The sequence below is a fragment of the Brevibacterium litoralis genome, assembly GCF_040212315.1.
Classification (GTDB): Bacteria; Actinomycetota; Actinomycetes; order Actinomycetales; family Brevibacteriaceae; genus Brevibacterium; species Brevibacterium litoralis.
The window spans coordinates 40,792-55,392 of sequence record NZ_JBDIUY010000041.1 but is presented as its reverse complement, the minus strand read 5'-3'; the positions used below and the strand labels follow the sequence as shown (position 1 = coordinate 55,392).

The 14,601-nt window shown below is 71.9% G+C and carries 10 protein-coding genes; 7 read left to right on the top strand and 3 right to left on the bottom strand.

Annotation, left to right across the window (positions count from 1 at the left end; all coding sequences use genetic code 11):
* Positions 1-6 precede the first annotated feature (6 nt).
* Genes AAD496_RS13910 through AAD496_RS13890 form a run of 5 tightly spaced genes read left to right on the top strand, consistent with a single transcriptional unit; the run spans position 7 to position 8,274 of the window.
* Complete coding sequence (locus tag AAD496_RS13910; RefSeq protein WP_349829441.1) at positions 7-1,278, top strand: glycosyltransferase family protein; 1,272 nt, start codon at positions 7-9, stop codon at positions 1,276-1,278.
* A 44-nt stretch (positions 1,279-1,322) separates the two neighbouring features.
* The gene (locus AAD496_RS13905; protein ID WP_349829440.1) at positions 1,323-3,920 is read left to right on the top strand and encodes a glycosyltransferase; all 2,598 of its coding nucleotides are present in this window, start codon (positions 1,323-1,325) and stop codon (positions 3,918-3,920) included.
* A complete protein-coding gene (locus AAD496_RS13900; RefSeq protein ID WP_349829439.1) occupies positions 3,917-5,881 on the top strand; it encodes an ABC transporter ATP-binding protein in 1,965 nt (654 codons plus the stop codon). The genes AAD496_RS13905 and AAD496_RS13900 overlap by 4 nt, the downstream gene beginning before the upstream one ends.
* Positions 5,881-7,128: a phosphotransferase gene (locus tag AAD496_RS13895; protein ID WP_349829438.1), complete on the top strand. Its 1,248-nt coding sequence runs from the start codon at positions 5,881-5,883 to the stop codon at positions 7,126-7,128. Before AAD496_RS13900 ends, AAD496_RS13895 begins: the two co-directional genes overlap by 1 nt.
* 30 nt (positions 7,129-7,158) lie before the next feature.
* A complete protein-coding gene (locus AAD496_RS13890; RefSeq protein WP_349829437.1) occupies positions 7,159-8,274 on the top strand; it encodes a phosphotransferase in 1,116 nt (371 codons plus the stop codon).
* Between the two features lie 19 nt (positions 8,275-8,293).
* Here AAD496_RS13890 and AAD496_RS13885 read toward each other — a convergent pair whose 3' ends face one another.
* Complete coding sequence (locus AAD496_RS13885) at positions 8,294-8,776, bottom strand: hypothetical protein (RefSeq protein ID WP_349829435.1); 483 nt, start codon at positions 8,774-8,776, stop codon at positions 8,294-8,296.
* 92 nt (positions 8,777-8,868) lie between these two features.
* On the opposite strand from AAD496_RS13885, the gene AAD496_RS13880 reads away from it, so the two are divergent.
* Positions 8,869-9,816: a diacylglycerol/lipid kinase family protein gene (locus AAD496_RS13880; RefSeq protein ID WP_349829433.1), complete on the top strand. Its 948-nt coding sequence runs from the start codon at positions 8,869-8,871 to the stop codon at positions 9,814-9,816.
* On the opposite strand, the gene AAD496_RS13875 is transcribed toward AAD496_RS13880, so the two are convergent.
* Together AAD496_RS13875 and AAD496_RS13870 are read right to left on the bottom strand one after the other, a co-directional pair.
* A complete protein-coding gene (locus AAD496_RS13875; protein WP_349829432.1) occupies positions 9,755-11,353 on the bottom strand; it encodes a cation:proton antiporter domain-containing protein in 1,599 nt (532 codons plus the stop codon). The genes AAD496_RS13880 and AAD496_RS13875 overlap by 62 nt on opposite strands.
* 75 nt (positions 11,354-11,428) lie before the next feature.
* Positions 11,429-12,058: a thymidine kinase gene (locus AAD496_RS13870; RefSeq protein WP_349829431.1), complete on the bottom strand. Its 630-nt coding sequence runs from the start codon at positions 12,056-12,058 to the stop codon at positions 11,429-11,431.
* A gap of 164 nt (positions 12,059-12,222) precedes the next feature.
* Here AAD496_RS13870 and AAD496_RS13865 point away from each other — a divergent pair, with 164 nt between their 5' ends.
* Positions 12,223-14,433 (top strand): NADP-dependent isocitrate dehydrogenase, encoded by a 2,211-nt coding sequence (locus AAD496_RS13865; protein WP_349829430.1) that lies wholly within the window; start codon positions 12,223-12,225, stop codon positions 14,431-14,433.
* Positions 14,434-14,601: the final 168 nt, after the last annotated feature.

The following is a 14,601-nucleotide window of genomic DNA, read 5'->3' as shown; positions in this document are numbered from 1 at the left end:
ATGGACATGTACAGCACGGAATCCCACGAGGACCGGGCCCAGGGACTGCGCGTCGTCCTCTACTCCCACGACTCGGTGGGACTGGGGCACTCGCGGCGCAATCTCGCGATCGCCCGCGCCCTGTCGGAGAAGCTGTCCGCGCGGACGGGTCGTCGGGTCTCCGGCCTCCTCGTCACCGGTGAGCGCACCGCCACCTCCTTCCCGTGCCCGCCCGGTTTCGACTGGGTCGTCGTTCCGGGCATCACGAAATCCCGACAGCGCTACGTGCCCCGCACCCTCGACATCGGGACCCGTCGACTCATGGACATCCGTTCGGCGGTCCTCGAAGGAACACTCACGAGCTTCCGTCCCCACCTCGTCATCGTCGACCGCCATCCCTTCGGTGCGGACGGAGAGCTCGAACGGCCCCTGCAGGCCCTGCGTCGGGTCAAGCCGGACACGACGGTCGTCCTCGGCCTGCGCGAGGTTCTCGACGGTGCCGAGGTGGCCCGCCGCGAGTGGGAGGCGATCGGGGTCGAGAAGGTCCGCGAGCAGATCGACGAGATCTGGGTCTACGGGGACCGGCGGATCCACGACACCGTCGCCTCGGGCGAGGTCCCGGTCGAGCTGGCCGATCGCGTCCGGTTCACCGGTCTGCTCTCCCAGGGCCGCGAGGCCGACGTCCCGGGGCCGGACTTCGACCGGGACTTCGTCCTCACCATGTTCGGTGGAGGATCCGACGGCGAACGCCTGGGCCTGGCCGCCGCGGCCGCCCGGGTCCCGGACGGCCACCACCACTTCGTCGTCACCGGACCCCAGATGCCGCAGGCCGCCCGTGATCGGATCACCGCCGTCGCCGGTCCCGACACCACCGTCCTCGACGAGGTGCCGGACGGCCTGTCCTGCATCCGACGGGCCGCGGCCGTCGTGACGATGGGCGGGTACAACACGATCAACGAGGTCCTCTCGACGGACACTCCGGCCGTCGTCGTCCCGCGGGTCGTCCCCCGCGCCGAGCAGCTCATCCGGGCGACCGGCCTGGCCCAGGTCGGCGCCACCGACATGTTGCACCCGCGCGAGGCCGATTCCGCCGCTCTGGCGGACTGGATGGAGACCACCGTGTCCTCCCCGGTGGCAGCCCGGTCCCAGGTCCGTGCCCGGGCACACCTGGAGACGGACGGTCTCGACACCGTCGTCGGTCTCGCCGCCGCCCTCTCCGGGAGGACCGATCGACGGACCGTTCCGGCAGGGACCCGCAGTGTGCACACCGGCACCTCCCTGCTCGCTCCCGCCGTCTGAACCGGCACCCGTCCGCGTCCGCACCATCGCCCCGAGGAGATCCCATGTCGTTCGTCACCGACAGCACCCCCATGACCGCTCCCGCCGCCGAGGCCCGCTCCGCCGTCGCGACGGCCGGGGCACCGGGGACCACGTCGTCCACCCCGACGACCCGGCGGACGGCCTATGTCGTCAAGGTGTACCCGCGGTTCTCGGAGACCTTCGTCGTCACGGAGATCCTCGCCCGGGAGGCCCGGGGTGAGGACCTGGAGATCTTCGCCCTGCGGCCGACGACGGACACCCGCTTCCATCCCGAGCTCGCCCGGGTGAAGGCACCGGTCACCTTCATCGGTCGCAGCCCCAAGCTGTCCGAGGGGTGGGCCCTCCACCAGCGTGCGGTCGCCGAGATCCCCGGCTTCGCCGCCCGCTACGGGGCGATGGTCGACCAGGTCGTCGCCGACGACTGGTCCGACGTCCACCAGGCCCTCGAACTCGCCCTGGAGTGTCAGGCCCGCGGGATCACCCATCTGCACGCGCACTTCGCTAATGCCGCCGGCCGGGCCACCGAGCTCGCCGCCCGGTTCCTCGGCATCCCCTATTCGGTGACGTCCCACGCCAAGGACCTCTTCCACACCGACGTCGACCCCGAGCGTCTGCGGCGTCTGGTCGCGGGCTCCCACCACCTCGTGACGATCTCCGACTACAACCGGCGGTTCCTCACCGGGTCCTTCCCGGAGGCCGCGCACAAGGTCGTCCTGCAGTACAACGGCCTGGAGCTCTCCCGGTTCCCCTACCGCGAACCGGCCGCCCCGGGCACCGGGACCCTGCGCGTCGTCGCCGTCGGACGCCTGGTCGAGAAGAAGGGGTTCGGTGAACTGCTCACCGCCGCGGGTCGTCTGCGTGCCGCGGGCCCCGACCTGCAGGTCGAGATCGCCGGTGACGGTGACCTGCGGGCGGACCTACAGGCCCGGATCGACGCGGAGGGCCTGGCCGACACGGTCCGTCTGCTGGGTGCGCGCACCCAGGAGGAGATCCGTGCGCTGCTCGCCGCCTCGGACGTCTTCGTCGCCCCCTGCGTGGTCGGCGCCGACGGCAATGCCGACGGCCTGCCCACCGTCCTCCTCGAGGCGATGGCGACCGGCGTGCCCGTGATCGCCTCGGCCGTCACCGGGATCCCGGAGGTCGTCGAGGACGGCGTCACGGGCATCCTCCACGCTCCGGGCGACACCGCGGCACTCGAGGCCGGGCTGCGGTCCTTCGCCGAGGGGACGGTCGACGGGCGCGTGTTCGCCCGGAACGCCCGGGCGCTCATCGAGGAGCGTTTCGACTCCCACCGGCAGGCCGCGGCGCTCGCCGCCCTGGAGGACGGGCCCGCCCTGGAGCCCGGGACCGCACCGGAGCCCGCCGCCACCCACCCCGACACAGTGCCTTCTCCACCCACCCACCCCGACCTGCGGGGACGCTCCGTCGCCTATGTGAGCGTCGACCCCGGCATCCCCGCCTTCGGGACCAAGGGTGCGAGCGTCCACGTCCAGGAGGTCGTCCGGGAACTGCGTGCCCGGGGTGCCCGGGTGACCCTCTACGTCACCCGGACCGACGCCGAGGTGCCCGCCGACCTCGCGGACGTCCCCGTCGTCCACGTGCCGGTCGACAGGAAGGACGCGGACGGCAGGAGACTCGACGACGCGGCGCGGGAGGCCGCGCAGGTCGCCGCGTCCGCCGAGATCGCCGCCCGCATCGTCGCCGCCGGCCACACTCTCGTGTACGAGCGCTACTCCCTGTTCTCGACGGTGCTCGACCGCGTCGCCGCCGCCGGGATCCCCGGGGTGCTGGAGGTCAACGCACCGCTCATCGACGAACAGGCGACCCACCGCGTCCTCGTCGACGAGGCCGGTGCCTGCGCGGCACTGCGCGCGCAGGTCCAGGCGGCCGCACGGACCGTGACGGTCTCGCGGCCGGTGGCCGACTGGGTGACCGGGCAGGTGCCCGGTGCCGACCCGGTCGTGGCACCGAACGGGGTGAACACCGAGCGGATCCGACCCGGGGCGGACACGACGGACCCCACGGCCGCCCCGAGGGTGGTCTTCGTCGGGACGCTCAAGCCCTGGCACGGGGTCGACGTGCTCATCGAGGCCCTCGCACTCGCCCGGGAACCCTGGGACCTGCGGATCGTCGGCGACGGACCGATGTCGGAACAAATCCGCGCACGGGTCGCCGAGCTCGGGGACGCGGTGGCCGCCCGTGTCGAGTTCACCGGGTCCGTGGCGCCGGCCGAGGTGCCCGCTCTGCTCTCCGACTGCACCGTCGCCGTCGCGCCCTACCCGGCGGTGGCCGCGACCGACTCCTACTTCTCCCCGCTCAAGGTCTACGAGTACCTGGCCGCGGGTCTGCCCGTCGTCGCCTCGGCGATCGGACAGATCCCCGCGGTGTTCGAGGGGACCGAGCTCGAAGGGACGGAGCACGGGAGGCCTGCGGTCGAGATGACACAGGCGGGGCGCCTCGTCGGACCCTCCGATGCCGCGGCCCTCGCGGCGGCCCTCGACGACCTGGCGCGGGACCCCGGGACGCGGGTCGCCATGGCCCGGGAGGCCCGGCACCTGGCCGAGACCCGCCATTCCTGGGCGACGACGCTCGACCGGACGCTCGCCGGGGTGGTGCTGTGAAGAAGAACGACTCAGTGAAGCGGAACGGCTCGGGTTCCGGCCTGCGCGCGACCCTCGGGATCCTGCGTCCGCACATCGGGGGCGACTGGAAGGTCATGGCGCTCGGTGTTCTCGTGCTGCTCGCCGAGGTCGCCTTCCGGGTGCTCGAACCCTGGCCGACCAAGTTCGTCGTCGACGCCGTGACCGCCTCGCTCGGCGCGCACGTGCCGGGAGCGTTCGAACCGGGGATCGGGCTCCTGGTCGTCGCGGGTGCGGCCCTCCTCCTCCTCGTCGGGGGTCGGGCGCTGTCCAACTACGGGGCGACCGTGTGCTTCGCTCTCGCCGGGTCCCGGGTCGCCACCCGCCTGCGCTCGCGGGTGTTCCGCCACGTGCAGGACCTGCCGGACGCCCATCACGCCCGCAGCAAGAAGGGCGACACCGTCCAGCGCATGGTCGGGGACGTCAACAAGCTCCAGGAGGTCGCGACGACCGCGGGTCTGCCGCTGCTGGCGAACCTGCTCACGCTCGTCGTCATGGCCGTCGTCATGCTCGTCATCGACCCGTTGCTCGCTTGCGTCGTGTTCCTCGCCGCCGGCGCCTTCGTCCTGTCCTCGCGCGGGTCGACGCAGAAGATCACCGGTGCCTCGCGGAAGACGCGGAAGGGCGAGGGGCAGCTGGCGAACACCGTCCAGGAGGTCCTCGGGGCCATCCACGTCGTCCATTCCTACGGTCTGGAGGACGAGGTCTCGAAGTCCTTCGGGGGCGCGAACACGCGGACCCTCAAGGACGGGGTGCAGGCCAAGAAGCTCGCGGCGGCCCTCGAACGTCGGACCGACGTGATCGTCGGGGTCGCCACGGCCCTCGTCCTCATCGGCGGTGGGTGGCGGGTGCTCCAGGGCGTGATGACGCCCGGTGACCTCGTCCTCTTCCTCACCTATCTCAAGACGACGATGAAGCCCCTGCGCGACCTCGCCAAGTACACCGGGCGGATCGCCCGGGCGCTCGCGAGCGGGGAGCGGGTGGCCGAGCTCCTCGCGGTCCCCGTCTCCGTGGCCGATTCCGAGCGGTCCCGGCGCCTGCCGCGGGCCCGGGGTTCCCTCCGGTTCGAGAACGTGTGGGCCGGGTACACCGATGACGAAGGGACTCCGAGCACCGTGCCTCTGCGCGGTATGGACCTGCACGTCGAGGCCGGTCAGAAGGTCGCGCTCGTCGGACCCTCGGGAGCCGGCAAGTCCACGTGCGGGCTGCTCGTCAACCGCCTCATGGATCCCTTCGCGGGATCGGTCCGGCTCGACGGCCTCGACGTCCGGGACATCACGCTCGCCTCGCTGCGCCGGCACGTCTCCGTCGTCCCGCAGGACACCGTGCTCTTCAGCGGGACGATCCGCGACAACATCCGTTACGGACGCCTCGACGCGACGGACACGGAGATCGAGGACGCCGCGCGGCGGGCCCAGGCCCATGACTTCGTCCTGGCCCTGCCGGACGGCTACGACACCCGCGTGGGGGAGCGGGGCGGCACCCTGTCCGGCGGTCAGCGCCAGCGCATCGCGGTCGCCCGGGCGCTCCTGCGGGACTCCGCCGTCGTCCTCCTCGACGAGGCGACGACCGGGCTCGACCCGGAGTCCGCGGCCGCGGTCCTCGCCGCGATCGACACCCTCACCGCCGGGCGGACCACGCTGGCGATCACCCACGACGCGGCGACCGCGCTCGCCGCCGACCGGGTCGTGTGGATCGAGCACGGGGGAGTGGCCCTCGACGGCGATCCGCGCGCTCTCGCGACCGGGGACAACGTGTTCGCCCACTGGGTCCGCCGCCAGGGCGTCGAACCGCTCGTCACCGGCCCGTCCGCGCACCTGTCCACGCGCCCGTTCGTGCGCCAGGCAGCGACCCCCGGGCCTGACACGGGGGCCGATGCGGAGTACCGTCCTGCCCCACGGGACCACCGGACCACCCGGTCCGGGGACCAGGAGGTCGGGTGATGGAACCACTGCTGCAGAACCTGTTCGTGCCGGGCTGGGTCGAGGCGCACCTGGGCCCCTGCACGACCGTCGACCACCTGCGCTACAAGCCGGGCCAGTCCGTCCTCGGGCGGGTCCACCGGTCGTCGGTGGAGACCGGGGACACGACGTCCACCACGGGTCCTCCTGCTCCCGGGTGGTTCTCGGTCCGCACGGCCGCACACCGCGCGAAGGCGGAGAAGACCTGCGCCCGGGCACGGGCCGCGGGCATCGCGGTGCACCGGGCGGACCTGCCCGACGGCGGCCTGCTCACCACCGGGCCCATCGGCGCGGACCGCCGGCTGGGTGGTGCCCTCCGGCAGGCCGGTCTCGTCGCCGCCGACGGCACCGTCCGGGGCCGGGTGCTCAACTACAACCCCGGCAGACGCCTGGTCGTCGAGGCGGGTTCCCACCCGGACCCCGCGGTCCCTCCCGGCGAGGTGTGGCGGACCTGGGCCACACCTCCGGGCACGGTGGCTGCCGTGTGCGATCTCGCGCTCCGGGTCCCTGTCGTGCTCGCCTCGCGCCCGGTGGCGGCCGCGACGGTCGCCGTGCCCCGGGTCTTCGGTGGCGACCTCGCCGATCATCTGTGCGCCGGCACCGCTCCGACGGACTGGCCCGTTCGGGTGGCCGCGGCGGCGGCCGACCTCCACGCGGCACGCCCCACCGACCTCCTCGCAGCCTCGGTGCCCTCCTCCGACCGTGCGACCGTGCGGGAGGCACTGGTCGCCGTCGGCCGGACGCTCGGGGTCGTGTGCCCCGAGGCCCACCAGGAGTACGGCGACCTCGCCGCGGCCGTCCTCGACGCGCTCGGGCCCGACTTCGACGGTGACACCGTCCTCCTCCACGGGGATCTCTCCGCCGACCAGGTGCTCGGTTGGGGGCCGGGGACGGACCCCGACGCCGTCCGGCTCATCGACCTCGACCGCCTGCGGTGGGGGCCGGCCGGGTACGACCTCGGGTGCTTCCGGGCGGTCGAACTGCTGTCCGGGCGCGGCAACCACGGAGCGGACCGGTTTCTCGAGGCCTACGCCTCCACCACCGGGTCCTCGGTCGCGCGTCCCGGCGCATGGACGGCCTTCCACGTGCTCCTGCGGGTCCTCGACCCCTTCCGGGCCGCCGATCCCGACCACCCCCACGGCATCGCCGAAAGGCTCGCACTGGCCGCCCTGTGCCTCGACGAGGACCGTCACCGGTCGGTCGCCGCCAGGACCCGGGTCGGGGTCTGAGACCCACCACACGGATACGAGGACGGACGGATGGACGACATGGTGGGGCGCCGCGCGGCCTCGGGGATCACGATCACACGGGCCTGGCCGGGGAAGAAACGCGACCGGACGGTCGAGGGGCGGGACACCCGCGGACACCTGCGGGCGGGCGTCCTCGCGGCCCGGGACGGGGAACCGGTCACCGGTGACCTCGACGCACGGGCCGTCGCGTGGTTGCCACACGGGCGGGACCCGAAGCTGCCGACCCTGGCGCTCGGGCCGGGCGACGAGCTGCTCGTCCACCGGGCCGGACGGCGCGCGGTCGTGCGACGGGTGGACGGGGCCTTCGTCAAGCATCTGCGCAGCGGGAGGGCACAGGGGGTGGCGGGCACCTCGGCGGCGCTCGCCGACCTGTGCCGGGCCCACGGGATCGACGCCCCGGAGGTGCTGGAGTGCGGGAACGGTCACGTCGTGTTCTCCCCGCTGATGGGCTCCTCCGCGGGCCTCGAAACCCTGGACGCGGCCCTGGGCGTGTGGGCGGCGCACTGGCCCGGTCTCGTGACGGACTCGTCGTTCGTGGGCGGGAGCCTGCCGGTGCACGGGCCCGCCGAGGAGGCGGCGGTCGTCGACACCTGGATCGACCACCTGCTCACCTTCCGGCCGGCGTCCTGGGTCGACGGGTCGGTCGACCGGCTACGGGTGCTCGCGCTGCGGGCGCGGAAGGCACTCATGGGGCAGGGTCGGGAGACGGGCCAGGACCTCACCCCGACCCCGGGGAGCGACCACGCCGCGGCGCGGGGGCACGACCGCCTCGTCGTCGCCCACCGGGACCTGCACGACGGACAGGTGCTGTGGGATGCGGACACCGGAGCCCTGGGGCTCCTCGACTTCGACACGGCGGCCCTGGCCGAACCCGAACTCGACGTCGCGAACCTGCTCGTGCACCTGTGGTTGCGCGCGGACCAGGGACTGTGGTCGCAGTCCCGGGCGCGCCGGGCCCACAAGATCGTACGCGGGGTGTCCGACCGGCTGGGCCTCGACCCGGTGCGTCTGGACGCCTACCGACTGGCGACCGCGGTGCGCCTGGTGGGTGTCTACGGGTTCCGTCCAGCCTGGCAGGACCCGGCCGGACGGTGGGCCCGGGAGCTCGCCGACGCGACGCCGTGATCCCCGGGGACCAGTTTTTTCAGGCAGTCGGGGCGAGGTTCATGGACATCGCGCGACCGTCGCGGCCGTAGGGCACGGTGACGGCGACGCCGGAGGTGAGGAACACGTCGCGGGGCGGCGGTGCCCCGGGGCGGGGTGGGGCCTCGGGGACCGGACCGGAGGCGAACTCCAGCTCGCAGTGGCGGGAGAAGGTGTGGCGGACGGTCTCCCGGTCGGGGCGTTCCCGCCAGTCCTCGACGAGCCAGGAGGGCACGACCACACCGTTCAGGCGTCCTGCGCGGTCGTAGACGAAGTTGATGTCGATCCGGTCCAGACGGCTGCCGGAGATCCCGAACACGATCCCGGAGTTGAGGAACAGCCAGTCGGTGGGGTGGTCGGCGTCGTCGACGGGCGCTTCGCCGACGGTGAGCATGGCGTCGAGGAGGCGGACGTCGTCGGTGTTGCACCCGACGCACGCCCACAGCCGGGACAGGTGGCCTGCGATGTCGATGTGCGCGTCCATGGCCTCATTGTGCTCCTTCCACGCCGCCGATGTGTGAACTGCATCACGTCCGTGGGCGTGTCGACACCGAATCGATGTGGAACTGTGGATCCATGACGAAACTCACCGGCGAGGGATCGCCCCGCCGCGTGCACGTGGTGAACCCGGCCTCCCCGGGGAACCGCGGGGTGGACCTGCGCCGTGTGCACCCGGATCGTGTCGGTGCCGACGGGGAGCCCGTGCTCGTCACGACGCCCGCGGACCCGGGTGCGGGTCTCGTGGCCCGGGCTCTCGCCCTCGGGGCCGACACGATCCGGGTGCACGGGGGAGACGGGACGCTCGGGGCCGTGTTCGCCGGGCTGATCGCGGTGGAGGCCCAGCTGCGACCGGTCGTCGAGATCGTTCCGTCCGGGACGGCGAACCTCCTGGCCCGGGAGGTACTGAGGTCACGGGAGTCGGCGGGAGACGTCGCACTGCGGCTCGGGCGGGTGCGTCTGGAGACCGCTCGGGGTGACGTGGTCGAGACCGTCCTCCACTCCGTCCTCGGGATCGGCAACGACGCGGCGAGCCTCATGCGGGTACCGCCGGTGCTCAAGAGGATGGTCGGTCCGGCGGCCTACGTCCTGGCCGGACTGCCCCTGCTCGAGAGGCCCGGGGTCCCGCTGCAGGTGCGTGTCGAGGGTGGCCGGGACCGCGGGACGATCGTCTGGAGCCTGCTCGTCGGGAACGTCCCGGTGCGTGGGGTGGTCCCCGGGGTGCGGGTGTTCCGCCGGGCGGATCCGAATGCGCCCGGTCTCGCCGTCCTGTCGGTGCCCGCCCGGGCCTGGGGCCGGGTGTTCGGGTACGGGTCGGGCCGGGATGTGGACCTGGGGGAGTCTACGGCAGGGCGCCTCGTCGTCGGTACGGAGGGTCCGGTCCCCGTCCAGGTGGACGGGGAGGTGTACCCGGACGTCCTCGGTGTGGAGGTCACGGCGGACGCCGCGGTGGTCCGGGTGCGGCTCATCTCCGACCGTCGTAGGAGGGGTCGCCGTCCTCGCCGGCGGCGGCGTCGGCGAGTGTGATGCCGGCACCCTCGTAGAGGTTGAAGACGGCGTGGACGCCGGCCTGTCGGAAGTGGCGTTCCTGGTCGGCGGTGCGGACGACGGCGGCCAGGCGTCCGGTGTAGCGGGAGTCGCGCAGGCGTTCGAGGGCGTAGACGTTCGAGTCGTGCTGGGTCATGGCGAGGACGACGGTGTGCACGGTGTGGGCGGTCGTGATCCGGTGCCAGAACTCCAGTTCGGTCGCGTCGCCCTCGAGGACCCGGTAGCCGTCCTTCGCCAGGCGCCGGGTGACGGCCATGTCGTTGTCGATGCCCATGACCTCCATCCCGTAGGTGTCGCGGAACCGGTCGTAGGCGGCGTGGCCCATGCGGCCCATGCCGAGGACGAGCACCTCGGCGTCGCCGGTGTCCACCGGCCGGTCCTCGGGGGTGATCCGGGCGGGGTCCTGGTCGCGCATCCGCTCGGAGAGCCAGCGCGTGAGGCGCAGACCGCGGCCGTTGACGATCGCGGAGACGACCATCGACATCGCCACCGAGACCGCGACGACGACCAGCCACCGGTCGGCCAACAGCCCGGCGCCGACGCCCACGTCGACGACGATGATGGAGAACTCGGAGAAGTTGCCCAGAGCGAGGCCCGAAAGCACCGCGGTCCGGTTGCGCAGGCCGAAGGCGCGACCGAGCGCGACGAACACGGCGACGTTCACGGGCACGAGCACGACGACGAGGACGAGGGCCGCGAGCACGTCCGCCCCGGAGGGCAGCACCTCGATCCCGATGGAGAGGAAGAAGGCGACGAGGAACAGTTCCTTGAGCCCGAGCAGGGCCTTGCCCATCCGGCCGGACCCCTCCGCCCCGGCGAGCAGGAGACCGAGGACGAGGGCGCCCAGGTCACCCTTGAGACCGACGAGGTCGAACAGCCAGTAGCCCGGGCCGAGCGCGAGGGCGACCCCGAGGAGGACGAGGAGTTCTGCGGCGTCGACGTGGGCCAGGAGCTTGCGGATGAGCCAGGCGGCGGGGACGAGACCGACGAGGGCGAGTGCCCAGGGGCTCGGCGATTCGCCGTTCGAGGCGGAGATGAAGACGACGGCGGCGAGGTCCTGGACGACGAGGATGCCGATCGCCGTCTGCCCGTAGTAGGCACCGTCGTCGGACCGGCCCTCGAGGATCTTGACGACGAGGACCGTCGAGGAGAAGGAGAGTGCGAAGGCGACGAGGGCGAAGGAGGTGAGGCCGTCCCGGGCGGTGACGAGACCGATCCCCGCGAGCAGGGCGACGAACCCCGCACCGACGACGCTGAGGACGACCATGTGGGCCGTCGCCGTGCCCCAGGTCTGGGGGCGGACGAGGGTCCTCACGTTGAACTTCAGCCCGATCGCGAACAGCAGGAGGGTCACGCCGACGTCGGCGATCTCTTCGAGCCCGGGGAACCCCTCGACGCCGGCGAAGCCCAGGCAGAACCCCGCGAGCAGGTACCCCGCGAGCGGGGGCACCCGGACGAGGCGGGAGAGGAGGCCGGCGGCCGTGGCGGTGACGAGGACGAGGACCAGGGACGTCATGCCGCCACTCTATTGGGCGGCGTCCAGCCTTGAGCAGCGGCGGGGTGCCGGGGTTCGGGCGGCGTCCAGCGCAGTTCAGCGCAGTCGTCCGCCGGACTCCTGGAGGTAGCAGGTGGGGCAGAGTGACTCGTAGGTGACGGTGGTGCCGTCGATGGCGACCTGGTCGCCGTCGAAGACGAAGGTGCCGCCGGCCTTCCGGCCGTTGAACATCGCCTTCCGGCCACAGCGGCAGATGGTCTTGAGTTCTTCGAGGGAGTGGGCGATCTCCAGTAGGCGGGCCGAGCCGGGGAAGGCCCGGGTGCGGAAGTCCGTGCGGATGCCGTAGGCCATGACGGGGACGTCCTCGGTCACGGCGATCCGCATGAGCCCGTCGACCTGGTCCGGGGAGAGGAACTGGGCCTCGTCGACGAGCAGGCACGCGACGGGGCGGACCGGCAGGCCGGGGGAGTCGAGGAGGGAGTCGTGGGTGGTGCCGGTGCGGGCGTCGACGAAGAGCGCCTCGACGTCGTCCTGCGGGTCGACGAGCAGGTCGGCGGGCCGGGTGACACCGAGGCGGGAGACGATCCGGCCGTCGCCCTTCGTGTCGATCCGGGGTTTGGCCAGCAGCACCCGTTGCCCGCGCTCCTCGTAGTTGAAGGCCGCCTGGAGCAGTGCGGTCGACTTCCCGGAATTCATCGCTCCGTACCGGAAGTAGAGCTTGGCCACGGGTCGCGTCTCCTCGTCGGTGCGGGTGGTGCGCGGGCACGGGTCACTGACGTGCCCGGGCGGACGGAGGGGAAGTCTACTGTCCACGGGCAGGTGTGCGTGCGCGGTATCTCCTAGACTGTTGCCGGAATACCCCCCGAAACCGATCTGAGGTCGACACTCGCATGGCGAAGATCATCTACACCCGCACCGACGAGGCGCCGCTCCTGGCGACCTACTCGCTCAAGCCCGTCATCGAGGCTTTCGCGACCACCGCCGGTGTCGGGGTCGAGACCCGTGACATCTCCCTGGCAGGCCGCATCATCGCGCAGTTCCCGGAGCGTCTCACCGCCGAACAGCGGCAGGACGACGCCCTGGCCGAGCTCGGTGACCTGGCCAAGACGCCCGAGGCCAACATCATCAAGCTGCCCAACATCTCGGCCTCGGTGGCGCAGCTCAAGGCCGCCGTCGCCGAGCTGCAGGGTCAGGGGTACGACCTCCCCGACTACCCGTCCGACCCGCAGACGGACGAGGAGAAGGACATCGCGGCCCGCTACGACAAGGTCAAGGGTTCGGCCGTGAACCCCGTCCTGCGTGAGGGCAACTCGGACCGCCGTGCGCCCAAGGCCGTGAAGAACTACGCGAAGGCCCACCCGCACCGGATGGGCGAGTGGTCGGCCGACTCGAAGACCGATGTCGCGACGATGGGTGCCGACGACTTCTTCTCCAACGAGAAGTCCCACGTGTTCGCCGCCGCCGACACCGCCACCATCCGCCTGGTGACCGCCGAGGGCACGACCGTCCTCAAGGAGGTGCCCGTCCTCTCCGGTGAGGTCCTCGACGGCACGTTCATGAGCGCGCGGGCCCTCCAGGAGTTCCTCGCCGCCCAGGTGCAGGAGGCCAAGGACCGCGGGGTGCTGTTCTCCGTCCACCTCAAGGCCACGATGATGAAGGTGTCGGACCCGATCCTCTTCGGTCATGTCGTCCGCGCCTACTTCGCCGACGTCTTCGCGCAGTACGGTGACGACCTCGCAGCCGCGGGCCTGTCGCCCAACGACGGTCTCGGTTCGATCCTCAGCGGTCTCGACTCCCTGGACAACGGCGCGGAGATCAAGGCCGCCTTCGAGAAGGCCATGGAGGACGGCCCGGACCTCGCCATGGTGAACTCGGACAAGGGCATCACCAACCTCCACGTGCCCTCCGACGTCATCGTCGACGCCTCGATGCCCGCGATGATCCGCGGCGGCGGCAAGATGTGGGGCGCCGACGACGCCGAGCACGACACGCTCGCCGTCATCCCGGACTCCTCCTACGCCGGTGTCTTCCAGGCCGCGATCGACGACTCGAAGAAGAATGGCAAGCTCGACCCCTCGACCATGGGGACCGTGCCGAACGTCGGCCTCATGGCGCAGAAGGCCGAGGAGTACGGCTCGCACGACAAGACCTTCGAGATCCCGGCCGCCGGCACCGTCGAGGTCGTCGACGCGTCCGGTACGGTGCTGTTCTCCCACGAGGTCGAGGCCGGTGACATCTGGCGCGCCTGCCAGACCAAGGACGCGCCGATCCAGGACTGGGTCAAGCTCGCCGTCACCCGTGCCCGTCTCTCGCAGACCCCGGCCGTGTTCTGGCTCGACGCGCAGCGCGCACACGACGCCAACCTCATCGCCAAGGTCGAGCAGTACCTGCCCGAGCACGACACCGAGGGCCTCGACATCCACGTGATGGCCCCGGCCGAGGCCGCCGCCTTCTCGCTCGAGCGCGCCCGTGCGGGCCTCGACACGATCTCCGTGACAGGCAACGTGCTCCGTGACTACAACACGGACCTGTTCCCGATCCTCGAGCTCGGCACCTCCGCCAAGATGCTCTCCGTCGTGCCGCTCATGGCCGGCGGTGGCCTGTTCGAGACCGGTGCCGGTGGTTCCGCACCCAAGCACGTGCAGCAGCTCGTCGAGGAGAACCACCTGCGCTGGGACTCCCTCGGTGAGTTCTTCGCGATCGCGGAGTCCTTCCGCCACTTCCTCAACAAGGAGGGCAACGCCCGCGCCGGCGTCCTCGCCGACACCCTCGACGCCGCGACGGAGACCTTCCTCAACGAGGACCGGTCGCCCTCGCGCAAGGTGAACGAGCTCGACAACCGTGGTTCGCACTTCTACCTCACCCTGTTCTGGGCCGAGGAGCTGGCCGCGCAGACCGCCGACGCCGAGCTCGCCGCGGCCATCGCCCCCGTGGCGACGGCCCTGCGCGAGAAGGAGGACGTCATCGTCGCCGAGCTGCTGGAGGTCCAGGGCTCGCCCGTCGACCTCGGTGGCTACTACGCGCCGGACGAGGAGAAGGTCACGGCCGTCATGCGTCCCTCGCCGACCTTCAACGACATCATCGCGACCCTCGCGCAGTGATGTCCCCGAGGTGATGACGTCTCCTGCGAGAGCCGTCACCCCTCGGACCGACCCGGGCCCCGTCGAGCACCTGCTCGACGGGGCCCGTTCCGTATGCCGCCCGACCCCCGGCACCCCACCACCGGGCGTATGCCTCTTCCCACCGGCGGCCTCACATGGGAAGATGCT